This window comes from Rhodopseudomonas palustris, from assembly GCF_007005445.1.
GTDB lineage: Bacteria > Pseudomonadota > Alphaproteobacteria > Rhizobiales > Xanthobacteraceae > Rhodopseudomonas > Rhodopseudomonas palustris_G.
Genome location: NZ_CP041387.1, coordinates 1,032,738 through 1,058,248, shown reverse-complemented (window position 1 = coordinate 1,058,248; position 25,511 = coordinate 1,032,738). Strand labels below are relative to the sequence as shown.

Below are 25,511 nucleotides of genomic sequence, written 5' to 3'. Positions count from 1 at the left end.
ATAATTGTTATGCACCATATCAAATAGCCTGAGCAGAATTCAACTGCCGGCGGATGGAGGCGCGCAACGACGCGCCTTCGCGGGAGGGGACGTTCGCGTGAACACCACGATTCTGCTGTTCCTGTTGCAGGACGGCGTCACCAATGGCGCGATCTACGCACTGCTCGGCCTGGCGCTGGTGCTGGTGTTCGCGGTGACGCGTGTCATTCTGATCCCACAGGGCGAATTCATCACCTTCGGCGCTCTCACCTACGCGACGCTGTCGGCCGGCGGCGTGCCCGGCACCGCCCAGCTCGCACTGGTGATGGGGCTGGTCGCGTTCGGCTTCGAGCTGTTCGGCGCGCGCAGATCCTTGCATCTCGCCAAGGTGGTGCGGGCTGCGCTGATCTATATCGCGTTTCCGGCAGCCGTGCTGGCGCTGGCGACGCTGCTGCCGCCTTACAAGCCGGGGGTCGCGGTCAACATCGCACTGTCGCTGCTGATCGTCGCGGCGATCGGCCTGTTTCTGTATCGCATCGCATTCCAGCCGCTTGCGCATACTTCGGTGCTGGTACTGCTGATCGCCTCGGTCGGCTGCCATCTGGCGCTGCAGGGCTTCGGCCTGGTGTTTTTCGGCGCCGAAGGGCTGCGCGGACCGCCGCTATCGGACGTCGCGCTCAGCGTCGGGCCGCTGCTGTTCACCGGGCAGAGTCTGGCGGTTTACGGCATCACGCTGGCGCTGATGGCGGCGTTATGGCTGTTCTTCGGCTTCACCCGCTACGGCAAGGCGCTGCGCGCCACCGCGGTCAACCGGCTCGGGGCGCGGCTGGTCGGCATCCGCACCTCACTCTCCGGCCAGATCGCATTCCTGCTCGCCTCGGTGATCGGCGCGATCTCCGGCATCCTGATCGTGCCGATCACCACGCTGTATTACGACACCGGCTTCCTGATCGGGTTGAAGGGCTTCGTCGCGGCGATCATCGGCGGTCTGGTCAGCTACCCGCTCACCGCCGTCGCCGCGGTCGTCGTCGGCATCGTCGAGTCGTTCTCTTCGTTCTACGCCTCGAACTACAAGGAGGTGATCGTCTTCACGCTGATCCTGCCGGTGCTGGTGCTGCGATCGCTCACCGCCCCCGCGGTCGAAGAAGAGAAGGACTGACCGCGATGACGCGTTGGTTGCCGGTTCTCCTGTTCGCCGCCGCGATGACGGCGCTGCCGCTGATCCCGGGGATTCCGCCGTTCTGGATCGTGCTGCTCGACAATATCGGCCTTGCCGCGCTGGTGGCGATGGGGCTGGTGCTGCTCACCGGCGTCGGCGGCCTCACCTCGTTCGGCCAGGCCGCGTTCTGCGGCTTCGGCGCCTACACCACCGCCTACATCACCACGGTCTACGGCCTGTCGCCGTGGCTGGCACTGCCGGCCTCGCTCGCGGTCGCCGGCATCGCCGCGGTGCTGCTCGGGCTGATGACGGTGCGGCTGTCCGGCCACTATCTGCCTCTCGGCACCATCGCCTGGGGCATCGCGCTGTATTATCTGTTCAGCAAGCTCGACTTCCTCGGCCGCAACGACGGCATCTCCCGGGTGCCTCCGCTGTCGATCGGCCCGATCGACATGTACGATCCCCACAGCATCTATTTCGTGATCTGGGCGATGGTGCTGATCAGCGCGGTGCTGACCATGAACCTGCTCGACAGCCGCACCGGCCGCGCCATTCGCGCGCTGCGCCGCGGCCATGTCGCCGCCGAAGCATTCGGGGTGCAGACCGCGCGTGCCAAGCTGCTCGTGTTCATCTACGCGGCGGTGCTGGCCGGCCTGTCGGGCTGGCTGTACGCGCATTTCCAGCGCAACGTGAACCCGACGCCGTTCGGGCCGCAGGCCGGCATCGAATATCTGTTCATCGCCGTGGTCGGCGGCGCCGGCTATGTCTGGGGCGGCGTGCTCGGCGCCGCGATCGTCATCATTCTGAAAGAGGTGCTGCAGGGCTATCTGCCGCTGCTGTTCGGCGGCCAGGGCCAGCTCGAGATCATCGTGTTCGGCATCCTCCTGGTGGTGCTGTTGCAGCTTGCGCCCGGCGGCGTGTGGCCGTGGCTCGCCAATCTGGTGCCGCTGAATTTTCGCCGCACCGCCACCGGAAAGGCCGGCGGCCTGCCCTCACGTGAGCGGGTGGGCAGCTCCGCCGCACCGCTGTTGAAAGTGGAGCGGGCGCGAAAACAGTTCGGCGGCGTGGTCGCCGTCAACGATGTGTCGTTCGAGGTCAACGCCGCCGAGATCGTCGCGCTGATCGGCCCCAACGGCGCGGGCAAGTCGACCACCTTCAACCTGATCACCGGCATCCTCACCACCACCGGCGGCCGGATCGAAGTGCACGGCAAGCCGGTCGACAACACCCCGCCGCAGGAAGTGGTGAAGCTCGGCATCGCCCGCACCTTCCAGCACGTCAAGCTGGTGCCGGACATGACCGTGCTGGAGAACGTCGCGATCGGCGCGCATCTGCGCGGCCGCTCCGGCGCGATCACCAGCATGCTACGGTTCGATCGCGGCGACGAGGCCAAGCTGCTCGCCGAGGCCGCGCGGCAGATCGAGCGCGTCGGTCTCGGCGCCGAGATCGATCAGCTCGCAGGCAGCCTGTCGCTCGGCCAGCAGCGCATCGTCGAGATCGCGCGTGCGCTGTGCGCCGATCCCGAGCTGCTGCTGCTCGACGAACCGGCCGCCGGCCTGCGCCACATGGAGAAACAGCGGCTCGCAGCGCTGCTGCGCCAGCTCAAGGACAGCGGCATGTCGGTGCTGCTGGTCGAGCACGACATGGGCTTCGTGATGGACCTCGCCGACCGCATCGTCGTGCTCGACTTCGGTACAAGGATCGCAGAAGGCACGCCCGACGCGATCAAGACCAATCCGGACGTGATCAAGGCCTATCTCGGAGCGCTGGCATGACCGCTTTGCTTTCGGTATCCGGCGTCTCGGTATCCTATGGCAAGGTCGAAGCGGTGCGAAACGTGTCGCTCGAGGTGCGGACGCGCGAGATCGTCACCGTGGTCGGCGCCAACGGCGCCGGCAAGACCACCCTGCTCAGCGCCGCGATGGGCGTGCTGCCGCTGAAGGGCCGCATCACTTTCGACGGCATCGACGTCGCGCGGCTCGACATCGAGGACCGCGTCGCGAGCGGCCTCTCGCTGGTGCCCGAGCATCGCGAGCTGTTCGCCACCATGACGGTCGAGGACAATCTCGAGCTCGGCGCCTTCCGGATCGCCAAGCCGGTGGCGGCGCAATCGCAGGAACGCGTCTACAACCTGTTTCCGCGACTCAAGGAGCGGCGCAAGCAGCTCGCCGGCACACTCTCCGGCGGCGAGCAGCAGATGCTGGCGATGGGCCGCGCGCTGATGGGCGCGCCGAAGCTGCTGATGCTCGACGAGCCGAGCCTCGGCCTCGCCCCGATCATCGTTGCCGACATCTTCCGCATCGTCGGCGAACTGCGCGAAGCCGGCGTATCGGTGCTGCTGGTGGAGCAGAACGCAAAGGCCGCGCTCGCAATCGCCGACCGCGCCTATGTGATGGAGCTCGGCGAGTTCGTTCTCGACGGGCCGGCCTCAGAGGTCGCCCGCAACGAGGCGGTGGTCGCCAGCTATCTCGGCTTCTCGCATCCCGCCTGACGGTTCCGCCGACGCGGTGGGTAAGGTCGCGCAGGCGTCGAGCTGCACGACGCAATTCCGCCCGAGATCCTTGGCACGATACAGCGCCAGATCGGCGCGGCGCATCAGCGACGACAGGTCGCCGCCGCCATAGGTAGCGAGGCCGAAGCTCATCGTCACCGCAACCCGGCGGCCGTCGCACGCCACCTCGGTTGCGCACCGCCGGCACAGCTCCAGCGCGTAGTCGTTCGCCTGCTCGTCGCTGACGCCGACGATCAGTCCGGCGAATTCCTCACCGCCGTGACGGGCGATCAGCATGCCGCGCGGCGCAGCGAAGTCACGCAGAATGCCGCCGATCTCGGCGAGCACGCGGTCGCCGATCGTGTGGCCGTAGTGATCGTTGATCGCCTTGAAGCGGTCGAGGTCGCACATCAGCGCAACGACAGGCTGGCCGGTGAAACTCGCCCGCCCCAGCAATGTCGCAGCGGCCTCGTCGAAACCGCGGCGATTGAGCAACCCGGTCAGCGTGTCGGTACGGGACATCCGCACCAGCTCGGCGCGGGTCGAGGTCAGTTGCTGCATCAGCCGCGCCGACCGATACGCCATCGCGCCGGACAGCGTCGTGGAGACGCCGAGCGCGACCAGCAACGACGCCTTCACAACTGCGCCGACTTCGACGGTCGCGCTCCAGTCGGTGCCTAGATCGGAGATCAGAAAGACGAGGGTGACGATCGCCGTAATCCCGGCCGCGACCGCCACCCGGCCCGCGGTGTAGCGGATCGCATCACGCTGCGTGACGATCTGGTTCGGCATCAATCACCGTTGTTGGGGGCCGGGCCGGCGCGGAGGCGTAACCGCCTCGGCCGCCGGTCGCTGGCCCGATGCGCAGCGTTGCGCCGCGCGTATTCCGTTGCACCCTGGTAGTCCTACCAGAGGCCGGGCATGGGTCACGTTAACTCCGTGCAATTCGAACCATCAGCCTTAACGCGGCGCTAAGAGCCGCCTCGCGATTTCTGCGATGCGGGAGAGCCGGTGCCGGGCGCCTTCGAGGCGGAACACAGAAAAAGGGCCGGCCCACGGAGAGGCCGGCCCCGCCACGCGGGCGAACGCGTTTGTGCGCGACGGCTATTTCACCATCACGTACTTGCCGTCCTTCACCGTCAGCAGAATCCGCGACCGATCGTCGAGTCCGTAGCGATCGGTCTCGGTGAAGCTGTACACGCCCTGGCTCGCTGCGATGTCCTTCTCGGTGATCAGCGCCTTGCGGATCGCCTCGCGGAACTCCTGCGTTCCCGGCTTGGCAGTCTTCAGTGCCACCGGCACCACCCGCTCCAGCACCTTGAAGGCGTCGAACGAATGCGCGGCGAACTGGCTGCGGCTGTTCGGGCCGTACTTGGCTTCATAGGCGGTGTTGAGTTCGAGCCCGGGCTTCTTGGTCAGCGCGCTGTCATCCTGACCTTCCGGATCCATCACAGGGCCGGACGCCATCAGCACGCCCTCGGCCGCCTTGCCGGCGATGCGGATGAAGTCCATCGAGGCGGCGCCGTGGGTCTGATAGATCAGGCCCTTATAGCCGCGCTCGCGCAACGTGGTCTGAGGCAGCGCCGCGGCGGTTCCGGACGCGCCGACCAGGATCGCATCCGGATTGGCCGCGACCAGCTTCAGCGCCTGTCCGGCGACCGAGGTGTCAGGACGCGCGAAGCGCTCCTCGCCGACGATCTTCAACCCCATCCCCTCGCCCTGCTTCTTCAGATCGTTGAACCACAGGTCGCCGTAGGAGTCCGAATAGCCGATATAGCCGACGGTCTTGATGCCGTTCTTCTTCATGTGCTCGTAAAGCACCTTGCCCATGATCGGGATCGGCTGCGGCATCGCCACCGACCACTTGGCGCGCTCCGGCGTGACCGGCAGCGGCGCCAGCGCGATATGCGGCACCTGGGCTTCGTTGGCGACGTTGGACACCGCCACGGTCGGTGGCGTCACCGACGAGCCCATGATCACGTCGGCCTTGGACTCCGTGACGAAACGCCGCGCATTGGTGGTGGCCGCGGTCGGATCGCCGCCGTCGTCGAGCACGATCACCTTGAGCGGATGGCCGCCGATTTCCTTGGCGACGAATTCGAGCGCGTTGCGCTCCGGAATGCCGAGCGCCGCGGCGGGGCCGGTGGTGGTGACGGTGATACCGATGGTGATTTCATTGGTCTCGGCCAGCGCGGCACCGGAAAGCCCCGGCAACGCGAAGGTCACGGCGAGCGCCGCAGCGGACAGCTTGAACTTGGACACGTTCTCCTCCTCCCTCTTATGGTATCGGCCGTGTTCGGCGCGATCTTGTCGTCCTGTTTACGGCATCACCGGCGGCGAGTCAGCCCCGCATGAATTTGGACTTCACCTCCTCCGGCACCGCCACCGATTTCAGCCGTCCCGGATCGTCCGGATGGCGACCGACCAGCACCCGCGTCTCGAAGCCTTCGAGCGCCAACTGCTCGGCCTTGAACACCTTGTGCACCACTTCGAAGCTGGAGCGCCCGAACCGCTCGATCCGGCTCTCGATGCTGATCACGTCGCCATAGGTCGAGGGGATGTAGAACTTGGCGCGGGTATCCACCATCGGAATCCCGACCAGCCCATAAACCTTGATCAGGTCGCGTTTCGAACACCCGGCTGCAACAAAAAGCGCCGAGGTGGAATCGTCGAACATCGCGAAGTAACGCGGGTAATAGACAATATCCGCCGGGTCACAATCGCCCCACTGGATCTGCACCTCACGGCGGTTGGTGAACATCGATAGTCGCCTAGCTCTCAGTTGGTCATTCCGGGGCGCCGCGCAGCGGCGAACCCGGAATCTCTTGCGCAGATCATCTCGGGATTCCGGGTTCGCGGACTGCGTCCGCGCCCCGGAATGACGGAGACCATTGCCCCTCACTCCAGCGCGATCACATGGTCCGGCGGCGGTTCGGCGTAAAGGTCGGCAATCAGAGCGGCGCGATATTCCAGCACGGCGCGCTGGTTGACCGAGCCCTTGTCGGTGATTTCCCCCTTGTCAATCGACAGCGGCTCGCCGAGCAGCACCGCGCGGGTGACGCGGTTCGAGGAGCCGGTCGCCTGGGTCAGCAGCGCGGCAAATCGCTCGCGGAACGCCTCGCGGATTAGGTGATCGGCTGCCATGCCAGCGAGGTCGTCCAGCGGCAGCGTGGCGTTGATCAGCTTGCAGCCGTCTGGATCGAGGATCGCCAGCGCGGTGACGTAGTCGCGGTCCAGACCGGCGATCACCACGTCGCGCACCAGCGGTGCGCAGGCGGCGATGAACTTCGCCCGAAGCGGACCGACGCTGACCCAGGTGCCGGACGCCAGTTTGAAGTCCTCGGAGATGCGGCCGTCGAAATCGAAGCCGCGCGAGAGGTCATTGGTATCGACCGGCTTCAGCGCGTCGTTGAGCTTGTAGAAGCCCTCCTCGTCGAACGCCTTTTCGGTCAGCTCCGGCGCACGCCAATAGCCGGGGGTGATGTTCGGGCCCTTGGCGCGGACTTCCAGCTTGCCGTTGTTCGGCACCAGCTTGGCCTCGTTGCCCGGCACCGGCAGCCCGACATGGCCGGAGCGGCTGGTCTGCGGCGTCACCGACATGAAGAACGGAGCGGTCTCGGTCGCGCCAAGTCCGGTCAACATCGGCACCCGCGCGCCGGTCTCGGCCACCGCGACCTCGTCGAGCCCGTTCCAGACGTGCGCGGCGAGGCTGGCGCCGGAGAAAAACATCGCGTGCAGCCGGCTGAAGAACAGTTTGCGAAGCTGGGCATCCTCGCGCAGCACCGGCAGCAGCGACTCGTAGCCCTTCGGGACGTTGAAATACACCGTCGGGGCGATCTCGCGCAGGTTGCGGATGGTGGCGGCGATCCCGGCCGGCGTCGGCTTGCCGTCGTCGATATACATCGAGCCGCCATTGAACAGCGTCAGGCCGATGTTGTGATTGCCGCCGAAGGTGTGATTCCAAGGCAGCCAGTCGACGATCACCGGCGGCTCGTCCTTGAGGAACGCCATCGCCTCGCGGATCATCACCTGGTTGGCGCAGATCATCCGCTGGGTGTTGATCACCGCCTTCGGATTGCCGGTGGAGCCGGACGTCAGCAAGAACTTGGCGATGGTGTCGTGGCCGATCGCCTCGTGCTTGGCGGCCAGTTCGGGATGTTCGGGCGTCGCCAGCAATTCTGCGAGCGACGTCACTTTGCGCCCCGTCACCTCGCCCCGGGTGGCGGCCAGTTCGACCTCGCCCGGCGCGGTGGCGAGGATCGCCGGTGCGAACGCGGTGATGTCGTCGGCGAAGATCAGGCCGGGCGTCAGCAATCCGACGATGTGGCGCAGCTTGCCGTAATCCTTAGACACCAGCGAATACGGCGGCGACACCGGACACATCGCGACGCCGGCATACAGCGCGCCGAACATCACCATCGCATGGTCGATCGAATTGCCGGACAGGATCATCACCGGCCGTTCGGCCGACAGGCCGCGCGCGATCAGCGCCGAGGCGATGGTCTGCGCGGCGCGCAGCATCTCGGCATAGCTGATCCTGCGCCAACCGCCCTGGCCGTCGCGCTCCGCCATGAACACCCGGTCCGGCGCACTCTCGGCGAAGTGATGCAGCCGGTCGGTGATCCGCACCGGATAGTCGGTCAGCGTCGTGGTCGAGCGCACGTAGATCGTGCCGTCCGGCTTTCGCTCGGTGGCGATGCCGATCTCGCCGAACGAGATGTCGCGCAGCGGATGAGCCGCATCGTGCCCGGCGGCAGTGGCGGCGAGTGCAATGGGATCGGTCATGGCGTCCATCACGGCTCCGTTCAGCTCGGCCGAACCTTGGCTGTCTTGTGATCGAGGAAAGCGCGTATCCGCGTCTTGGCTTCCTGGTCGCTCTGCGCCACGGTCGCCATCAGCGATTCCATCAACAGGCCGGTCTGCGGATTGGCCTCGGCAATCATCGGCAGTGCCTGCAGCACCGCAAAATTGGTCAGCGGCGCATTCTGCGCCACACGGTTGCCGAGCTCCAGCGCCTTGTCGTAGGCCGAGCCGTCTTCGATCAGGTACTGGGAGAAGCCGTGCACGACGCCCTCGGCGGCGGAATACACACGGCCTGTGAGCATCATGTCGGCCATCCGCGCGACGCCGATCAGCCGCGGCAGACGCACCGAGCCGCCGCCGCCGACGAAGATTCCGCGGCTGCCTTCCGGCAGCGCATAGTAAGCAGAAGGCTCGGCGACGCGGATATGCGCCGCGCAGGCGAGCTCGAGCCCGCCGCCGATCACCGCGCCCTTCAGCGCCGCGATCACCGGGACCCGGCAATACTGGATCCTGTCGAACACCCGGTGCCAGGTCTGCGAATGCACCAGCCCCTCGGTGGCGTCGCGCTCGCGCAACTCCGACAGATCGAGACCGGCGGAGAAGTGATCGCCGAGGCCGTGGACCACAACCGCGCGGATCTCGTCGGGAATGTCGGTGAGGCAGTCCTTCAGCGCCGCCATCAGCCCGTCATTGAGGGCGTTGCGTTTCTTGGGGCGATTGAGACCGATCGTCAGCACGGGGCCGACGGTATCGACGACAAGCGTCGACGGGTCCGCGAGGGTCGCGGCCTGAGCGTTTCCTGTGAGCACTTATTACGTCCTGTGCAGAATAGTTATACACCATAACAATCACTTTGGCCCGGCGTCAATCGGGGTGCGTTCGAAATGCGGCTAGGCGTTCAGGTGCTGGTCCAACGTCCTGCGCGGCGCACTCCCTCGCCCCGCCCTTGCGGGGAGAGGTTCAGACCGCAATCCTGGGCGATGGCCTCACAGCACCTGATGCACGTCGATCACGACGCGGTCGGCGTGGCGGGCGGCGGAGCCGACGAACAAATGCTGCATCAGCCACTGATAGTTCGGGTGACCGGTCTCGAATCGCGGCCGGGTGCGGAAATAGATCTGCTTGGGATCGACCGGCTCGCCGCGCTTCAGCTTCTGCAACAGTTCGACCGGCCCGAACCGGATGCCGACGTTCTCGACATAGACCACCGCGCCGTCGTCGGTCTCGAACGCATATCTGGCCTCCAGCTCGATCAACTCGTTCGGGCGGATGATCTGGAAATCGGCGCCGAACGGCAGCACTCGGCCGTTGATCCCCTCGCCTTTCACCTCGCCGCCAAGGATCGGAATGATCCGCCGCATGCCGGTGCCGATCTCGCCGGCCGACGTCACCTCGCCGATCCGCGCGGTGATGGTGAAGGCGTATTTGGTTTCGAGGGTCGGGGTCATCGCATCCATCCATTTTGGTCGTCATGCCCGGCCTTGTGCCGGGCATCCACGTCTTGCGGCGTCGATGATCAGCAAAGACGGGGATGGCCGGGACGAGCCCGGCCATGACGGCGTTTTCGAACTACCCGATCATCCGCATCGGCAGCCAGACCGCGATGATCGGGAAGGCGATCAGGATCATCAGCCGGATCAGGTCGGTGATCACGAACGGCGCCACGCCCTTGAACACCGTCGACATGCTGACGTCCTTGATCACGCTCTTGATGACGAACACGTTCATGCCGACCGGCGGGGAGATCAGGCCGAGTTCGACCGTCATCACGATCACGATGCCGAACCAGATCGGATCGAACCCGAGCGCGGTGATCAGCGGAAATACGATCGGCACGGTGAGGATCACCATCGCCATCGCGTCCATCACGCAGCCGAGCACGAGGTACATCACCAGGATCAGCGCCAGCACGCCGTACGGTCCGATCCCCAGACCGGTCAGGAATTCGGTGATGTGCTGCGGGGTCTGGGTGATGGTGAGGAAATAGCCGAAGCAGATCGCGCCGATCAGGATGGTGAACACCGCGGCCGCGGTCCGCGTCGCCTGCAGCAGCGACTGCAGGATGCCGTCTCGGCTCAGCTTGCCGCGCGCCACCCCGATCAGGAAGGCGCCGACCGCACCGACCGCGCCGGCCTCGGTCGGAATGAAGAACCCGCCATACAGCCCGCCGATCACGAACACGAACAGCAGTAGCGGCGACCACACGTCGCGGAATGCGGCGAGGCGGTCGCTCCACGAGCTCTTCGGCCCGGCCGGCAGGAAGCCCGGCCGCGCCATGCCGATGATCCAGATCGTGATCATGTGCATCACGATCGCGAGCAGACCCGGCAGGATGCCGGCGATGAACAGCTTGCCGATATCCTGCTGGGTGATGATGCCGTACACCGCCAGCACGGTCGAGGGCGGCAGCATCGCCCCGAGCGTGCCGCCGACCGCGATCACTCCGGTGGAGAACGACTGCGGATAGCCGTAGCGGCGCATCTCCGGATAGGCCACCGCCGAGAACGTCGCCGCGGTCGCGACCGAGGAGCCGGAGATCGCCGCGAAGCCGCCGCAGGCGCCGATGGTGGCGATGCCGAGGCCGCCCTTCCAGTGTCCGACGAACGTGTTGCCGGCGCGGAACAGTTCACGGCTGATCCCCGACGCCGACACGAACGCCCCCATCAGCAGGAACATCGGAATCACCCCGAACGAATAGTCGGTGACGGTGCGCATCGTGGTCTGGCCGACCAGCTTCAGCGCCGGCTCGAGGCCGGTGAGATAGCCGAACCCGGTGACGCCGACGAGGCCCATCGCCATGCCGACCGGCACGCGCAGCAGCATCAGCACGAACAGGATGACGAAGCCGATGACGGCGACGGTTTCGTTGCTCAGCATCGCGGCCCTACTCCACCGGCTTCATACGCACGTCGCGCATCTGCTCCGGATGGAAGATCAGCCGGAAGGTTCGGATCGCGATCAGCAGCACCGCGGAGACGTCGCCGAGCCATGCCAACAGATAGAACGGCCAGATCGGGATCTGCAGGTCCATGGTGACGATGTGGTCGGCCCTGGTGGTGACCACCTTGTCGAACAGCGTATAGGTTTGCACGCTGACGACGAACAGCAGCACCAGCGTGGCGAAAATGTCGATCATCCGCTGCCAGCGCGGCGACGCCGCCGCCCACAGCAGATCGACGGTGATGTGGCTGCCGCGATAGCTGGTTGCGGCGATGCCCCAGAAGATCAGCACGCCGAGCATGAACTGACCGAAGTTGTAATAGTCCGGAATCGTCACTGCGAAGAACTTGCGCATGAACACAGCGAGGAAGGTGTTGAGCGCGACGATGCCGACGAAGAACGCCGCGATCCATTCGATCGCGTCGATGAAGCGGTCCATGCCGTCTTTGGCGAACCGCCGCGTCGTCAGCGCGCCGGGCAGCCGATCACGGAGCTTGTCGTCGGGAGGGGAAATCATCGGGGCTCGATCGTTGCGACAGCGTCAGTCACGATGAAACGTCATTCCGGGGCGCTCGCGCAGCGAGCGAACCCGGAATCTCGATCGTGGGTCAGAGATTCCGGGCCTGCGCGCGATGCGCGCATCCCGGAATGACCGCGGAGAAGCTCACAACCCAGCGTCGTACTTCTTCAGAGCGCTCTGCAGCTCGGCCTCGATCGCGGCCGGATCGCCGCCGGCCTTCTTGACCTGCTCGGCCCAACTGTCGCGCAGCGGCTTCGTGGCCTTCTTCCATTCGGCGAGCTGGGCGTCGGTCAAAGGATAGACCTCGTGATCCTGCAGCGCCTTCATCTTGACGCGGCCGTTGGCCTCGAAATCGGTCCACGGATCGGTGACCTTAGAGGCCCATTCCGGCGTGCAGTGATCGTCGATGATCTTCTTCTGCGCGTCCGACAGCGCGTTATAGGCCTTCAGCCCGATGTTGTAGGTGAACACCGTGGTGTAGAGCGGCACGTCCATGTGATACTTGACCACCTTGTCGATGCCGAACAGGAACACCGACCCCCACGGGAAGGTGATCTCGTCGGCGACGCCGCGCTCCAGCGCGTCGCGCGATTCCGGCGCCGATGCCTGCACGTTGGTGCCGCCGAACAACTTCACCATTTCGCCGATGGTCGATTGCGCCGGGCGCACCTTCAAGCCGCTCATGTCGGACGGCAGCAGCACCTTCTTCTTGCCGTGCAGCGCGCCCGGATCATGGATGAAGGCGAAGCACAGCTTGGTGTCCTTCATCTCGGTCGGAGCGTATTTGTGGTACCACTCGTTCAGCGCCAGCGTGCCCTTCTTGCCGTCCTTGAACACAAACGGAAGCTGGCCGGCTGAGACGATCGGGAAGCGGCCGGGTTGATAGCCGGGATTGACGTAGGTGACGTCGGCGATGCCGTCGCGCGCCATGTCGTAATGGTCGAACGCCTTGCCGAGCTGCTCGGAGGGGAACACCGTCATCCGGATGCTGCCGCCGGACGCCTTCTGGATTTCCTCGGCCCACGCCTTGGTCGCCGGCACCAGCGGATGCGCCGGCGGCACCCACAGCGAGACTTTCCAATTGACCGTCTTGTCCTGCGCGGCCTTGTCCTGCGCGAGCGCAGGCGTCACGCTGGCGGCAAGCAGCAGCGCGAGCAGAGTCTTCCTCATCATCGAGCTTCACTCCCTGTGGTCGGCTTCAAACGGCCTTTGGGCCGCATTGTTATAGGTTATAACCATCATTGCAAGTGACCGCCGCGTAATAGCTGCTAGACACCGGAGGGCGGCTAGACGGCTCCGCGACGGTCCCGTAACGAGGCGACGACATCATCGGGGGGAACGACCATGCGGACACAAGTGGCCATCATCGGCGCGGGTCCGTCCGGACTGCTGCTCGGCCAGTTGCTGCACAAATACGGTATCGACGCCGTCATTCTGGAACGCAAGGATCCGGACTACGTGCTGTCGCGGATTCGCGCCGGCGTGCTCGAACAGGGCATGGTCGACCTGCTCGACGAAGCCGGCGTCTCCGCCCGGCTGCATCGGGAAGCGCTGGTGCACGACGGCTTCGAGATCGCATTCGCCGGCAAGCGCCACCACATCGATCTGAAGGGCGCGACCGGCGGCAAGAACGTCACGGTGTACGGCCAGACCGAAGTCACCCGCGACCTGATGGAAGCGCGCAATGCCGCCGGCCTGACCACGATCTACGATGCCGCCGACGTCAGCCTGCACGATTTCGAGGGCGCCCACCCCAAGGTGCGGTTCGTCAAGGACGGCACCACCCGCGAAATCTCCTGCGATTTCATCGCCGGCTGCGACGGCTTTCACGGGATCAGCCGGCAGAGCGTGCCGGCCAGCGCGGTGCAGTCGTTCGAGCGGGTGTATCCGTTCGGCTGGCTCGGATTGCTGTCCGACACCCCGCCGGTGTCGCCGGAGCTGATCTACGTCAACCACGACCGCGGCTTCGCGCTGTGCTCGATGCGCTCGGCGCACCGCAGCCGCTATTACGTGCAGTGCCCGCTCACCGACGACATCGCCGACTGGAGCGACGACCGGTTCTGGGACGAACTGAGGAGCCGGCTCGATCCGGCGACCGCCGGCAAGCTGGTCACCGGCCCGTCGATCGAGAAGAGCATCGCGCCGCTGCGCTCGTTCGTGGCCGAGCCGATGCGCTTCGGCCGCCTGTTCCTCGCCGGCGACGCCGCCCACATCGTGCCGCCGACCGGCGCCAAGGGCCTCAACCTCGCCGCCAGCGACGTGTACTACCTGTCGCGCGCCATGCGCGAATACTACGCCGAGAAGTCGGAGGCCGGCATCGACGCCTATTCGGCCAATGCGCTGCGCCGGGTGTGGAAGGCCGAACGGTTCTCGTGGTGGATGACCTCGCAGCTCCACCGCTTCCCCGATCATGACGCCTTCTCGCAGCGCATCCAGACCGCCGAGCTCGACTATCTGATCAGCTCGCAAGCGGCCCTGACCTCGCTGGCGGAAAACTACGTCGGACTGCCGTACTGAGGCGCCTGCCGGAAGGCGTCATTCCGGGGCGCCCGTCAGGCGCGAAACCAGAATCCGGAGCTTTGGCGCGCAGCTTGCTAACAACGTCGAGATTCCGGGTTCGCGAGCTTACGCTCGCGCCCCGGAATGACTGCGCATGGAATAACGTCGCCCCGTTTCAAACGCCCTCTCAAACCGCGCTTCAAACTATGTCGGCGTTGCAGGCAGTGCTGCGGTGCGGTCTAAAGGCGGTCGATGCAGCAAGGCGAGCGACGAGGCGCATGACCACCGACAGCGATTCGAAAGACACCCCCGAGCCAGACGGCGTTCCCGACGGCTTCGTGCGCCACACCCGGTCGAGCCCCCTCACCGCGCCCTGGGAACCACTCTACGCCAGGACTACGACGGATGCGGTGATGCTCGGCTTGCGGATTCGTGAGGCGCACACCAACTCGCGCGGCCTCGCCCATGGCGCGCTGATCACGGCGCTGGCCGACAACGCGATGGGCTATAGCTGCGGCCTCAAACTCGGCGGCGGCGCGCGGCTGCTGACGGCGTCGCTGGCGATCGACTTCATCGGTCCCGCCAAGATCGGCCAATGGCTGCAGATCGAACCGGAAGTGATCAAGGTCGGCGCCAAGCTGTGCGTCGCGCAGTGCTTCGTAACCGCGGACGGCACCCGCTGCGCCCGCGCCAACGGCACGTTCAGCGTGGTGAAGGCGAAGGGGTGAAAGGCCGCACTCCTGGCCGTCTAGCACCGTCGTTCCGGGGCGCGCGGAGCGCGAACCCGGAACCCCGAGCTGTTCTGCGCCGTCGGCCCTTGTCATAACCTCGAGATTCCGGGTTCACGCGCTGTCGCGCGTGCCCCGGAATGACTGCGGGTGACGGCGCTTACCTCGGCTCGCTCACCCCAGTATCGGTAGCTCCACCACGTCGTAGCCATGGCGGATGACGCGGCCACGCACGGGATCGTCGATCTCGAACTCGAACCGCGATGCGGTGCGGATGCCGCCCTTGGCAGCAAAGGTGCCGCCGAACAGCGCGCAGCCATCGGGCAGGCTCTCGCCATCAAAGCCACGGGCGATCAGCTCGCGCGCCGGCAGCATCGCATCGAGCGTGCCCTCCTGGTACAGCACGCGCGTCCCGCCGATCGTGGCGTAGGAACGCAGCACGATGCGATCCCAATGCGCCTCGAGGTCGCCGAACTCCCACAGCGCGGGCGCCACCGGCTTGTCGCACATCTGCTTCGACACGGTGACGCCATAGGCCTCGACCTTGCGGTCGGTGTGATCGGAGCCGACGCCGACCAGGATGCGGCCCTGATGGCCGATCAGCACGAACTCGACCTCGCCGGACGAGTCGCAGCCCGACACTTCGATCGCACGCGCGGTCGTGAGCCGCGCCGCGGCGACGCGGTAGTAGATCGGCGTCGACGCCGGCCGCGCGATGCCGAGCGCTTCCAGTTCAGCGATGTGGTGATCGCGCGCCACCGGATCGCGCCCGGTCCAGCCGGCGATCACCGCAGTCGTGATCGGCAGCGTCAGTTCGGCACGGCTGCCGGCAGCGTCGAGTGTGAAGGTGAGATCAACCACGGATCACCGCCTCCAGGCCGGCCGCGACCTCGAAGATCTCGCGGTCGGCACCGTTCACGCCCGCCAGCATCAGCCCGATCGGTGGCTCGCCGTCCTGGTGGCACGGCAGCGAGATCGCGCAGCCGTCGATCATGTTGATCAGCGTGCAATTCCGCAGCGTCAGCAGATTGGCCTTGGTGAACGCCTTGTCGTCGGCCAGCTCGGCAATGGTCGGCGCCGCGATCGCAGTGGTCGGCATCGCTACTGCGTCATACGGCGCCAGCCGCGCCGAGGCGCGCGCGATCAGCGATTTGCGTGCATTCACCAGGTCGACGTAGTCGGCGGCGCTCTGGGTCTCGCCGCGCAGGATGCGCTCGCGCACCCGCGGATCATAGACGTCGCCCTGCGCGACGATCAGATAGCGGTGCCAGGCGTAGCTCTCGGCCGCAGCGAAACCGCCCTTGGCGCCGAGCGGCGCGACCTCGGCGAATTCCGGCACCTCGATCTTCTCGATGATCGCGCCGTGGCTCGACAGCGTCTTCAGCGCGCGGTCGAACGCGGCGGTGACGGCGGCATCGAGATCGTCGAGCGCCACAGTGGTCGGTACCGCGATCCGCATGCCTTTCAGCGGGCGGGCAACCAGCGGCCCCACCGGTTGGTCGGCGAGGATCGCATCCAGCGTGGCACAGCATGCGACGCTGCGCGCCAGAGGCCCGATACTGTCGAGCGAGAACGACAACGGCACCGCACCGTCGCGCGGCACGCGATATTGCGACGGCTTGTAGCCGACGATGCCGTTGAACGCTGCGGGGATCCGGCACGAGCCGCCGGTGTCGGTGCCGAGCCCGGCATGCGCCATGCCGTCGGCGACCGAAACCGCGGCGCCGGACGACGAGCCGCCCGGCACGTAGCCGACGTCGCGGCGATAGGCGGCTTTCGGCGTGCCGTAATGCGGATTGATGCCGATTCCCGAATAGGCGAACTCGGTCATGTTGCTGCGGCCGATCACCACGAAGCCGGCACGCCGCAGCCGCGCCACCGCGGGCGCGTCGCTGTCGGCCGGCGGATTGTCGTCGAGCGCACGCGATCCGGCGCGGGTCACCTGGCCCTTGATGTCGAACAGATCCTTGATCGAGATCGGAATGCCGGCGAACGGCGACGGCGCCGCCTTGGCGGCGCGCAGCTTGTCCATCGCGTCCGCCGCCTGCAGTGCCGCGTCGCGGTCGACGTGAATGAAGGCGCGCGCGCCCTCGCCGGCCGGATCGGCGATCCGCGCCAGACAGTCTTCCACCAGCTTGCGGGCGGTGGTGCGGCCGGCTTCGAGATCGGCCGCGAGCGCGGCGAGTGTGGGATGTCGGGTCATGCTGTTCATTCCGCTGCGAGCCGATCGGCAGCGTGCCGCGGCACGCCTCGATCACACATGAAGATCCTCGGCTTATTCAGTAGCGCGGAAAGTGACGGTTTGCCATCTGCCGCCGTAGCGGCTTCGGCCCCGCGCCCAGCGCATCGCTCCGACTCGTTGATTGTCCGCTTTGCGGAATACAATTCCTGCACATGGCTCCGCGCCCTGCGCGTGTTGACGCTGGCAGGGCGATATCGCATCAAGACGCCACAACCGATGGGCCTATGAGCCAGCTCAGGGAGAAAACTAAGACATGGCTGAACCCGCACGCGCGCGTCCCAAGATCACTCCGGAAACCCAGCACTATTGGGACGGCGCCAAGCAAGGCGAACTGCGGCTTCAGCGCTGCGATTCCTGCGCCCACGCGTACTTCCCGCCCCGTCCGTTCTGCCCGAAATGCGGCTCGCGCGAGGTCAGCGTGTTCAAGGCCTCCGGCAACGGCACCCTGTATTCCTACGTGATCAATCACCGTCCGCTGGCGGCCGGCTTCACCGAACCCTACGCGATCGCGGTGGTCGAGCTCGAAGAGGGCCCGCGGATGATGAGCAACATCCTGGAGTGTCCGCAGACTCCGGAAGCGCTCGAGCTCGACATGAAGCTCGAAGTCACCTTCCAGAAGATCGACGACAATCTCACCCTTCCGCAATTCCGTCCGGCGAAGGGGTAAGCACCATGCGTCGCAATCAGGTTGCTATCGTCGGCGCCGCCGAGACCACCAAGCTCGGCGTCATTCCCGACATGTCGCAGATCCAGCTCCACGCCGACGCCGCGCTCAACGCGATCGCCGACGCCGGGCTGAAGCTGTCGGACATCGACGGCATCGCCACCGCGGTGGAGACGCCGCAGCAGATCGCCCACTATCTCGGCATCACCCCGACCTGGGTGGACGGCACGTCGGTCGGCGGCTGCTCGTTCATGCTGCACGTCCGCCACGCCGCCGCGGCGATCGAGGCCGGCCTCTGCAAGACCGTGCTGATCACCCACGCCGAGAGCGGCAAGTCGATGATCGGCAAGCTGCCGCGCTCGATTCCCGCCGACAGCCTGCAGGGCCAGTTCGAAGCGCCCTACGGCATCTACGGGCCGCCGAGCCAGTTCCCGATCCCGGTGCTGCGGTTCATGAAGACCCACGGCATCACCCACGAGCAGATCGCTTCGGTCGCGGTGGTGCAGCGCGAATGGGCGGCGATGAATCCGCGCGCGATGATGAAGGACCCGATCACCGTCGCGGACGTGCTCAACTCGCGGATGATCGCCTATCCGTTCCGGCTGCTGCAATGCTGCCTCGTCACCGATGGCGGCGGCGCGCTGATCATGACCTCGGCCGATCGCGCCAAGGACTTCCCGCACAAGCCGGTCTACGTGCTCGGCACCGGCGAGAGCGTCGAAACGCCGATGGTCAGCCAGATGGAGAGCTTCAACTCCTCGCGCGCCTTCAAGGTGGCGGGCCCGACCGCGTTCCGCGAGGCCGGTATCAGCCACAGCGACGTCGATCATCTGATGATCTACGACGCGTTCGCGCATCTGCCGCTGTTCGGTCTCGGCGATCTCGGCTTCATGCCGTATGAGGAAACCGGCCAATTCATCGCCGACGGCAACACCCGCCCCGGCGGCAAGCTGCCGCTCAACACCAATGGCGGCGGCCTGTCCTACATGCACTCGGGCATGTACGGCATGTACGCGCTGCAGGAGAGCGTCCGGCAGATGCGCGGCATCGCGCCCGCGCAGGTGCCGAACGCGAAGATCTCGGTCTGCCACGGCGTCGGCGGCATGTTCGCCGCAAGCGGCACGATCATCTTTACGAACGAGAAGTAGCCACGAGTCATTCCGGGGCGCTCACGCAGTGAGCGAACCCGGAATCTCTCTCGCAGAACACCTCGGGATTCCGGGTTCGCGCTGCGCGCGCCCCGGAATGACCGGCAGATTGCAACGAACAACCAACAAAAGGGGACATCACATGGCCAAGGCACTGGACGGCAAAGTCATCATCGTCACCGGCGCGGGGCGCGGCATCGGCCGCGAGATCGCACTGCTCGCGGCGCGCGAAGGCGCCAAGGTGGTCGTCAACGACCCCGGCGTCGCCTCCGACGGCTCGGGCACCGACGCCGCCCCGGCCGAGCAGGTCGTCGAGGAGATCAAGAAGGAAGGCGGCACCGCGGTCGCGAATTTCGAGACCGTCGCCGAGGCGATTCCCGCCAGCAAGATCGTCAAGCAGGCGGTCGACACCTACGGCAAGCTCGACGGCGTGGTGAACAACGCCGGCATCCTGCGCGACGCGATCTTCCACCGCATGAGCATCGACGCCTTCGAGCAGGTGATCAAGGTGCACCTGATGGGCACGTTCTACGTCTCGCACGCTGCCGCCCGGCTATTCCGCGAGCAGGAGAGCGGCTCGTTCGTTCACTTCACCTCCACCTCGGGCCTGATCGGCAATTTCGGCCAGGCCAACTATGCGGCCGCCAAGCTCGGCATCGTCGGCCTGTCGAAGTCGATCGCGCTCGACATGCAGCGTTTCAACGTCCGCTCCAACTGCGTGTCGCCGTTCGCCTGGTCGCGCCTGATCGGCACCATCCCGACCGAGACCGAGGCCGAGAAGGCCCGCGTCGCGCGGATGCAGCAGATGGGCCCGGAGAAGATCGCGCCGCTGTCGGTGTATCTGCTCGGCGACGCCGCCAAGGACGTCAGCGGCCAGATCTTCGCCGTGCGGATGAACGAGATCTTCCTGATGGGCCAGTCGCGCCCGATCCGCTCGGTGCACCGCGACGGCGGCTGGACCTGCGAAAGCCTCGCCGAGCATGGCATGCCGGCGCTCAAGGGCTCGTTCTACAAACTCGACCGCTCCGCCGACATCTTCAACTGGGATCCGGTGTAAGTTCGGTCAGCACGACGAACGTCGGTTCAACACCAGCACGTCATTCCGGGCCGCGCCGCCAGGCGCGAACCCGGAATCCGGAGCTGTGGAGCACCCGGCCGTCGCGACCAACTCGGGATTCCGGGTTCGCGCTGCGCGCGCCCCGGAATGACTCGAAGAACTAACAGCCCCGCAGTCTACGCACACAGAAAAGCCCGCCTCGCGGCGGGCTTTTCCGTCGGGTGAAGCATCTTGGAGGGGGAGTTACTTCACCACGAATTCGATCCGCCGATTCTGCGCCCGGCCTTCGGCGGTGTCGTTGCTGGCGACCGGCTTGGCCGAACCGTAGCCCTCCGCCACCAGCTTGACCGAGCCGATCCCGGCCTTGGTTAGGCTTGCCACCACCGCTTCGGCGCGGCGCTTCGACAGCGCGACGTTGGCGGACTTCTTGCCGGCGGCGTCGGTATAGCCGGCGACCTCGATGGTCACCGCCGGGCACTGCTTGATCGCGGCGGCGAGCTTGCCCAGCAGCGGCTGGGACGCCTTGTCGATTACCGCGCTGCGGCGCTCGAAGTTGATCTTCTCGGCCGCGACCAGCGACGACACCCGCCCCTGACAGTCCTGCGTCGTGGCGACCGGCAGCTCGCCGGTCGCGCTCGCGGTCTTGATCTCGGCCGCAGGCGCGGCCGGTTTCACCGCCGCCTGCTTGGCCACAGCCTCATCGGCCGCCTTCTTCGCCGCCTCTTCGGCAGCCGCCTGCTCCGCGGCCTGCTTGGCGGCGGCTTCCTTAGCGGCAGCTTCCTTGGCCGCAGCTTCGGCCGCGGCCTTGGCGGCAGCTTCCTTCGCCTCGGCCTCGGCCTTCGCCTTGGCGGCGCGCTTCTGCGCCGCATCCATCGCGGCCATAGCCTTGGCTTCGGCTTCCTTGGCTTCGGCTTCCTTCGCGGCTGCGGCCTGCGCGGCGGCTTCGGCCTCCGCCTTGGCCTTGGCCTCGACTTCCGCCTGCAGCTTGGCGACCGTCTTGGCGGCGAGCGCCGCGCCGCTCAGCTCGTCGACAGCGGCGACCCGGCGCACGCCCGGCACCTTCAGGATCTGCTCGCCGAGGTCGGCCCGCACCTTGTCGCTGCCGAGATCGGCCGGCATCAGCACGTCACGCCCGACGACGTCGAAATTCAGCGGATCGGCGCCGGCATCCTTCATCACCTCGGCGACGCGCTCGCGCAGATCCGGCTCCAGCTTCGGCAGCGTGGTGATGCCGAACACAGCAAGGATCAGGCCGGTCGCGAACAGGCCGACCCACCAGCCTTCGAACCGCACCGGCAGCAGGCCCGGCGCGACGCCGCCGGCCAGGCCGCCGACGAAGTAAGCGATCACCAGCCCGACGCCGGCTTCCAGCATCAGCTCGGCCTTGCCGGAGGCGAGCTGCGCGGCGACCAGCACCACCGCCACCGCCAGCACCACGCCGACCCGGCTCACCCAGTAATTCTCGAGGTCGGCCGCCCAGCCGAATTTGTCCGCCAGCAGCGGCGTGACCGCTCCGACGACGAACGCCGCCGCCAGCCAGATCCAGTAATGAGTGACGAGATACAGCATCGGACGCCCCTTCTCCGCCGCGCTCGCGCCGCGTGCCGGAGCCTTCAGCCACCGAAGCCGAGCCGACATGGCGCTGCGAACGCGCAAGTTCGCATGGTCGAACCGCCGCCACGATCTCCAGCAAATGGTCGGGCAGGGTCTTGCCAGTTAGCGCCATCGGAGCGCCGGCCACCATCCTGACGAAAGTTTGACCTGCGGCGCTGTGTGATTACTAACTGAGCAGACACGCTGCGATTTGCGGCACGATCCTAACTACTAATCTACCTGACAGTAGCAGGGTACAGCGCTCGCGGTATCCGGATGCAATTTTCAACAGATGAGCGGGCACGCGGCAGCGCACCGAACTCAACCGCGTTGCCGAAATTATCCGCGCTCGCGGAGAGAGGCCGGCGCGACGATGCCGGACGCTAATGCGCCGACACGTTCGAGAAGAAATTGATGATGCCGACGCCGGCGATGATGAGGGCGATGCCGATCAACGCTGGCGTGTCCAAGGCTTGGCCGAACCACAGCCAGCCGACCGCCGAGATCAGCACGATCCCGATCCCGGACCACAGCGCATAGGCAACGCCGACCGAAATGCTGCTCAGCGTCAGCGACAGGAAATAGAACGCCGCGCCGTAACCGACGACGACCAGCACCGACGGCAACAGCACCGTAAACCCCTGCGACGCCTTCAGCGCCGACGTGCCGGCGACTTCGGCCACGATCGCGATCAGAAGATAGAGCCAATGCATGGTGGACGTCCTCGGTGTCTGCGGCTGCTGGCCGGCTTCAGCATCGCCGCCAATCTAACAGGCGCGCCTTTCCACCGGCTAAATCAGCCCAGACCAATCCAGCTGCAGCCGCCCTCACCCGCTATTCCGCAGCCCCGCCGAAATCCCATTGATCGTCAGTTGCACGCCGCGGAGCACCTGTTCGTCGGGATCGTGGGTGCGGTGTTCGCGCAGCAGCTGGACCTGGACGTGGTTCAGGGGGTCAAGATACGGGAAGCGGTGGCGGATCGAGCGTTCGAGCAGCGGGTTGCTCTGCAGCAGATGGTCCTGCTGCATGATCGCAAACAGATACTCGATCGAGGAATGCCATTCGGCGCGGATGCGGCCGAAGATGCGCTCACGAACATCGACGTCCTCCACAAGTTCGGCATAGCGCGAGGCGATACCGATCGAGCTCTTCGACAGCACCATGTCCATGTTCGACAGCAGCGTGCGAAAGAACGGCCACTCCTGATACATCTTTTGCAGGAAGGCGATGCCCTTGTCGGGGTGCGCGGTGACCCAAGCCGACACCGCGCTGCCGAAGCCGTACCAGCCGGGCAGCATCAGCCGGCACTGCGCCCATGAGAACACCCAGGGGATCGCGCGAAGGTCCTCGATCGCGCGCGTCTTCTTGCGCGAGGCCGGGCGGCTGCCGATGTTCAGCGTCGAGATCTCGTTGATCACGGTCGAGGCCCAGAAGTAGTCGACGAATCCGTCGGTCTCGTACACCAGGCCGCGATATGCCTTGAAGGCGAGCGCGGAGAGCTGCTCCATCGCTTCGAGATAGTCGCGATGCGGCGCCACCCGCTTCGGCTGCAGCAGGCTTGCTTCCAACGTCGCGGCGGCGAGGATCTCGAGGTTATTGCGGCCGACTTCGACGTTGGAGTATTTGCTGGTGATGATCTCGCCCTGCTCGGTAATGCGGATCTGGCCGTTCACCGCGCCGCCCGGCTGCGCCACGATGGCGTCGTAGCTCGGGCCGCCGCCGCGGCCGACCGAGCCGCCGCGGCCATGGAACAGCCGCAACCGCACGCCATGGTGCTCGAAGATCTCGATCAGGCCGATCTCGGCCTTGTAAAGCTCCCAGCCCGAGGTGACGAAGCCGCCGTCCTTGTTGCTATCGGAATAGCCGAGCATCACCTCCTGCACCGAGCCGCGGCTGTCGACCAGCCGACGATATTCCGGAATCGCCAGCAGCCGGTCCATGATCTTGGCGCAGGCCTGCAGGTCCTCGATCGTCTCGAACAGCGGCACCACGTTGATGGCGCTGCGCCCGGACGGATCGATCAGCCCGGCCTCCTTGAGTAGCACCGCGACTTCCAAGAGGTCCGAGACGCCCTTGGTCATCGAGATGATGCATTGCGGGATCGCCGCCGCGCCGTAGGTCGCGTGCGCCTTCGCGGCTTCGCGGAACACCGAAAGTTCGCCGACGGTCTCGTCGCTGTATTTGACGAACATCGACGTTAGCGGCCGGGTGCTGCGCAGCTCGGCGATCAGCAGCGCGATCCGCGCCTCCTCGTCGAGCACCGCGTAAGAGGTGCCGGGCCGCGCCGCATCCATCAGCTCGCCGACAGTGCGTTCATGCACGGCCGAGTTCTGCCGCATGTCGAGACAGGCGAGGTGGAAGCCGAAGCAGTCGATCGCGCGGCGGAGCTGGCGCAGCCGGCCGCGCGCGATCACGCCGGAATTGTGCTGGGTGAGCGACAGATGGATGGCGTCGAGATCGGCCTTGAAGTCCTGCGCGCTGGCGTAAGGCTCGGCCTCGCCGACCGGCGCGCGGAGATTCTCGACCTCGAGCTTGAGCGCAGTGGCGGCGAGCCGCGCGTAGATGCCGGACACCGCGAGGCGATACGGCTCGTATTTGCGATGCGGCGAGGTGTCGGGCGAGGTTTCGGCCAGCGCCTTGACGGTGTCGGTGATGCCGGCGAGATGCGAGGCCAGCGACAATTCCGAGCCGAGTTCGTGCAGCTCTTCGAGATAATAGCGCAGCACGCGGCTGCTCTGCAGCTTCAACGTGCCGTGCAGCACCTCGGCGGTGACGAACGGATTGCCGTCGCGGTCGCCGCCGATCCAGCTTCCCATCCGCAGGAAGCTCGCCAGCTCGCCTTCGCTGTTGACGCCTTCGGCCTTGGCCGCGTCGGCGAGCCGGTCCTCCAGCGCACTGTGCAGCCGCGGCACCTCGCGCAGGAAGGTGTAGTCGTAGAACGACAGGCCGTTGGTGACTTCGTCCAGCACCGTCAGCTTGGTCCGGCGCAAGAGGTTGGTCTTCCACAGCGTCTCGACGGCGCGGCGCAGCCGCTCCTCGTTGTCGGCCCATTCTTCGGCGGTGAGTTGAACGCGGTCGCGCTGATCGAGCAGCGACGCGATCTGCATCTCGCGGTCCATCGTGCTCTTGCGGCGCACCTCGGTCGGATGCGCGGTCAGCACCGGGCTGACCAGCGCGCTGGCGAAGAACTTGCGCAGCTCGGCGGCGGTGATCCCCTCGGCCCGCGCATGGGCCAGCGTCTTGGCGAGCAGGCCGGCGCGCGGCGCCGATCCGGCGGTCGAGCCGGCGCGCATCTGGCGGATGTTGTTCTGGTCCTCGGCGATGTTGGCGAGGTGCGAGAAGTAGCTGAAGGCGCGCACGATCCGCATCGTGTCGGAGATCGACATGCCATCGAGGATGGCGGCGAGCTCGGCGCGCGCGGTTTTGTCGTCGTCGCGGTGGAAGCGGATCGAGGTCTGGCGGATGTTCTCCACCAGATCGAACACGCTCTGGCCCTCCTGCTCGCGCACGGTGTCGCCGAGGATCCGGCCGAGCAGCCGGATGTCGTTGCGCAGCCGGGTCTCGGCCTCGATCGCGGCCGCGTCGTCAGGACGTTCGGAGACCGGTTCAGCACCGGCGGACAGATTCAGCCACGACATGACAGCACTCCAGGACACCACCGGTATCCTGAAGTATTTTGTGCACCGCA

Annotated in this window: 22 protein-coding genes; 8 read left to right on the top strand and 14 right to left on the bottom strand. The window is 66.2% G+C overall.

The genetic code is table 11. From position 1 onward, the window contains the following. Positions 1-97: 97 nt before the first annotated feature. The 3 genes from FLL57_RS04835 to FLL57_RS04825 are packed head-to-tail and all read left to right on the top strand — an operon-like array spanning position 98 to position 3,629. Entirely contained in the window at positions 98-1,138 is a 1,041-nt protein-coding gene (locus FLL57_RS04835; protein ID WP_185966184.1) for a branched-chain amino acid ABC transporter permease, read from the top strand. A gap of 5 nt (positions 1,139-1,143) precedes the next feature. Further along, positions 1,144-2,913, top strand: coding sequence for a branched-chain amino acid ABC transporter ATP-binding protein/permease (locus FLL57_RS04830; protein ID WP_052960635.1), 1,770 nt, complete (start codon positions 1,144-1,146; stop codon positions 2,911-2,913). Further along, positions 2,910-3,629 (top strand): ABC transporter ATP-binding protein, encoded by a 720-nt coding sequence (locus FLL57_RS04825; protein ID WP_047308366.1) that lies wholly within the window; start codon positions 2,910-2,912, stop codon positions 3,627-3,629. Before FLL57_RS04830 ends, FLL57_RS04825 begins: the two co-directional genes overlap by 4 nt. Here the strand turns inward: FLL57_RS04825 and FLL57_RS04820 are convergent. The 9 genes from FLL57_RS04820 to FLL57_RS04780 form a co-directional block, all read right to left on the bottom strand. Next, positions 3,567-4,421 (bottom strand): GGDEF domain-containing protein, encoded by an 855-nt coding sequence (locus tag FLL57_RS04820; RefSeq protein WP_013503419.1) that lies wholly within the window; start codon positions 4,419-4,421, stop codon positions 3,567-3,569. The genes FLL57_RS04825 and FLL57_RS04820 overlap by 63 nt on opposite strands. A 312-nt stretch (positions 4,422-4,733) precedes the next feature. Beyond that, entirely contained in the window at positions 4,734-5,891 is a 1,158-nt protein-coding gene (locus tag FLL57_RS04815) for an ABC transporter substrate-binding protein (RefSeq protein WP_013503420.1), read from the bottom strand. Positions 5,892-5,970: 79 nt separating this feature from the next. Further along, positions 5,971-6,390, bottom strand: a complete 420-nt coding sequence (locus FLL57_RS04810; protein ID WP_013503421.1) for an acyl-CoA thioesterase — start codon at positions 6,388-6,390, stop codon at positions 5,971-5,973. A 137-nt stretch (positions 6,391-6,527) separates the two neighbouring features. Further along, the gene (locus tag FLL57_RS04805; RefSeq protein WP_142882272.1) at positions 6,528-8,423 is read right to left on the bottom strand and encodes a feruloyl-CoA synthase; all 1,896 of its coding nucleotides are present in this window, start codon (positions 8,421-8,423) and stop codon (positions 6,528-6,530) included. Positions 8,424-8,434: 11 nt separating this feature from the next. Continuing rightward, entirely contained in the window at positions 8,435-9,241 is an 807-nt protein-coding gene (locus FLL57_RS04800) for a crotonase/enoyl-CoA hydratase family protein (protein WP_142882271.1), read from the bottom strand. Between the two features lie 177 nt (positions 9,242-9,418). Then, on the bottom strand, positions 9,419-9,880 hold the full coding sequence (locus FLL57_RS04795) for a DUF3237 domain-containing protein (protein ID WP_142882270.1): 462 nt from the start codon (positions 9,878-9,880) through the stop codon (positions 9,419-9,421). A gap of 121 nt (positions 9,881-10,001) precedes the next feature. Then, the gene (locus tag FLL57_RS04790) at positions 10,002-11,306 is read right to left on the bottom strand and encodes a TRAP transporter large permease (RefSeq protein WP_142884164.1); all 1,305 of its coding nucleotides are present in this window, start codon (positions 11,304-11,306) and stop codon (positions 10,002-10,004) included. Between the two features lie 10 nt (positions 11,307-11,316). After that, a complete protein-coding gene (locus FLL57_RS04785) occupies positions 11,317-11,811 on the bottom strand; it encodes a TRAP transporter small permease (protein ID WP_041808001.1) in 495 nt (164 codons plus the stop codon). Positions 11,812-12,036: 225 nt separating this feature from the next. Further along, positions 12,037-13,062: a TRAP transporter substrate-binding protein gene (locus FLL57_RS04780; protein WP_142884163.1), complete on the bottom strand. Its 1,026-nt coding sequence runs from the start codon at positions 13,060-13,062 to the stop codon at positions 12,037-12,039. Positions 13,063-13,236: 174 nt separating this feature from the next. On the opposite strand from FLL57_RS04780, the gene pobA reads away from it, so the two are divergent. Together pobA and FLL57_RS04770 are read left to right on the top strand one after the other, a co-directional pair. Further along, entirely contained in the window at positions 13,237-14,409 is a 1,173-nt protein-coding gene (gene pobA, locus FLL57_RS04775) for a 4-hydroxybenzoate 3-monooxygenase (RefSeq protein ID WP_142882269.1), read from the top strand. Between the two features lie 260 nt (positions 14,410-14,669). Then, positions 14,670-15,119, top strand: coding sequence for a PaaI family thioesterase (locus FLL57_RS04770; protein ID WP_142882268.1), 450 nt, complete (start codon positions 14,670-14,672; stop codon positions 15,117-15,119). A gap of 174 nt (positions 15,120-15,293) precedes the next feature. Here the strand turns inward: FLL57_RS04770 and FLL57_RS04765 are convergent, their stop codons facing one another. Further along, entirely contained in the window at positions 15,294-15,980 is a 687-nt protein-coding gene (locus FLL57_RS04765; RefSeq protein ID WP_013503430.1) for a DUF2848 domain-containing protein, read from the bottom strand. Beyond that, positions 15,973-17,322, bottom strand: coding sequence for an amidase (locus tag FLL57_RS04760; protein ID WP_142882267.1), 1,350 nt, complete (start codon positions 17,320-17,322; stop codon positions 15,973-15,975). The genes FLL57_RS04765 and FLL57_RS04760 overlap by 8 nt, the downstream gene beginning before the upstream one ends. Positions 17,323-17,614: 292 nt before the next feature. Between FLL57_RS04760 and FLL57_RS04755 the strand changes: the two genes are divergently transcribed. The 3 genes from FLL57_RS04755 (at position 17,615) to FLL57_RS04745 (ending at position 20,230) form a co-directional block, all read left to right on the top strand. After that, the gene (locus FLL57_RS04755; protein WP_013503432.1) at positions 17,615-18,028 is read left to right on the top strand and encodes a Zn-ribbon domain-containing OB-fold protein; all 414 of its coding nucleotides are present in this window, start codon (positions 17,615-17,617) and stop codon (positions 18,026-18,028) included. A gap of 5 nt (positions 18,029-18,033) precedes the next feature. Beyond that, positions 18,034-19,173, top strand: coding sequence for a thiolase C-terminal domain-containing protein (locus FLL57_RS04750; protein WP_013503433.1), 1,140 nt, complete (start codon positions 18,034-18,036; stop codon positions 19,171-19,173). Positions 19,174-19,315: 142 nt separating this feature from the next. After that, complete coding sequence (locus FLL57_RS04745; protein ID WP_047309958.1) at positions 19,316-20,230, top strand: SDR family NAD(P)-dependent oxidoreductase; 915 nt, start codon at positions 19,316-19,318, stop codon at positions 20,228-20,230. A 243-nt stretch (positions 20,231-20,473) separates the two neighbouring features. Here FLL57_RS04745 and FLL57_RS04740 read toward each other — a convergent pair whose 3' ends face one another. The 3 genes from FLL57_RS04740 to ppc all read right to left on the bottom strand — a co-directional run bounded on the left by FLL57_RS04740 (position 20,474) and on the right by ppc (position 25,461). After that, positions 20,474-21,799: an OmpA family protein gene (locus FLL57_RS04740; RefSeq protein ID WP_142882266.1), complete on the bottom strand. Its 1,326-nt coding sequence runs from the start codon at positions 21,797-21,799 to the stop codon at positions 20,474-20,476. Positions 21,800-22,206: 407 nt separating this feature from the next. After that, positions 22,207-22,536, bottom strand: a complete 330-nt coding sequence (locus FLL57_RS04735; RefSeq protein WP_013503436.1) for a DMT family transporter — start codon at positions 22,534-22,536, stop codon at positions 22,207-22,209. A gap of 114 nt (positions 22,537-22,650) precedes the next feature. Next, positions 22,651-25,461: a phosphoenolpyruvate carboxylase gene (gene ppc, locus FLL57_RS04730; RefSeq protein WP_142882265.1), complete on the bottom strand. Its 2,811-nt coding sequence runs from the start codon at positions 25,459-25,461 to the stop codon at positions 22,651-22,653. Positions 25,462-25,511 lie beyond the last annotated feature (50 nt).

What these genes read in the sequence shown, in the direction of transcription:
- FLL57_RS04770 (WP_142882268.1), top strand. Translation starts at nt 14,670, where the DNA reads ATGACCACCGACAGCGATTCGAAAGACACCCCCGAGCCAGACGGCGTT.
- FLL57_RS04780 (WP_142884163.1), bottom strand. Translation starts at nt 13,062, where the DNA reads ATGAGGAAGACTCTGCTCGCGCTGCTGCTTGCCGCCAGCGTGACGCCT.
- FLL57_RS04795 (WP_142882270.1), bottom strand. Translation starts at nt 9,880, where the DNA reads ATGACCCCGACCCTCGAAACCAAATACGCCTTCACCATCACCGCGCGG.
- FLL57_RS04820 (WP_013503419.1), bottom strand. Translation starts at nt 4,421, where the DNA reads ATGCCGAACCAGATCGTCACGCAGCGTGATGCGATCCGCTACACCGCG.
- FLL57_RS04740 (WP_142882266.1), bottom strand. Translation starts at nt 21,799, where the DNA reads ATGCTGTATCTCGTCACTCATTACTGGATCTGGCTGGCGGCGGCGTTC.
- FLL57_RS04810 (WP_013503421.1), bottom strand. Translation starts at nt 6,390, where the DNA reads ATGTTCACCAACCGCCGTGAGGTGCAGATCCAGTGGGGCGATTGTGAC.
- FLL57_RS04825 (WP_047308366.1), top strand. Translation starts at nt 2,910, where the DNA reads ATGACCGCTTTGCTTTCGGTATCCGGCGTCTCGGTATCCTATGGCAAG.
- FLL57_RS04735 (WP_013503436.1), bottom strand. Translation starts at nt 22,536, where the DNA reads ATGCATTGGCTCTATCTTCTGATCGCGATCGTGGCCGAAGTCGCCGGC.
- pobA (WP_142882269.1), top strand. Translation starts at nt 13,237, where the DNA reads ATGCGGACACAAGTGGCCATCATCGGCGCGGGTCCGTCCGGACTGCTG.
- FLL57_RS04805 (WP_142882272.1), bottom strand. Translation starts at nt 8,423, where the DNA reads ATGGACGCCATGACCGATCCCATTGCACTCGCCGCCACTGCCGCCGGG.
- FLL57_RS04760 (WP_142882267.1), bottom strand. Translation starts at nt 17,322, where the DNA reads ATGACCCGACATCCCACACTCGCCGCGCTCGCGGCCGATCTCGAAGCC.
- FLL57_RS04785 (WP_041808001.1), bottom strand. Translation starts at nt 11,811, where the DNA reads ATGGACCGCTTCATCGACGCGATCGAATGGATCGCGGCGTTCTTCGTC.
- FLL57_RS04755 (WP_013503432.1), top strand. Translation starts at nt 17,615, where the DNA reads ATGGCTGAACCCGCACGCGCGCGTCCCAAGATCACTCCGGAAACCCAG.
- FLL57_RS04750 (WP_013503433.1), top strand. Translation starts at nt 18,034, where the DNA reads ATGCGTCGCAATCAGGTTGCTATCGTCGGCGCCGCCGAGACCACCAAG.
- FLL57_RS04745 (WP_047309958.1), top strand. Translation starts at nt 19,316, where the DNA reads ATGGCCAAGGCACTGGACGGCAAAGTCATCATCGTCACCGGCGCGGGG.
- ppc (WP_142882265.1), bottom strand. Translation starts at nt 25,461, where the DNA reads ATGTCGTGGCTGAATCTGTCCGCCGGTGCTGAACCGGTCTCCGAACGT.
- FLL57_RS04830 (WP_052960635.1), top strand. Translation starts at nt 1,144, where the DNA reads ATGACGCGTTGGTTGCCGGTTCTCCTGTTCGCCGCCGCGATGACGGCG.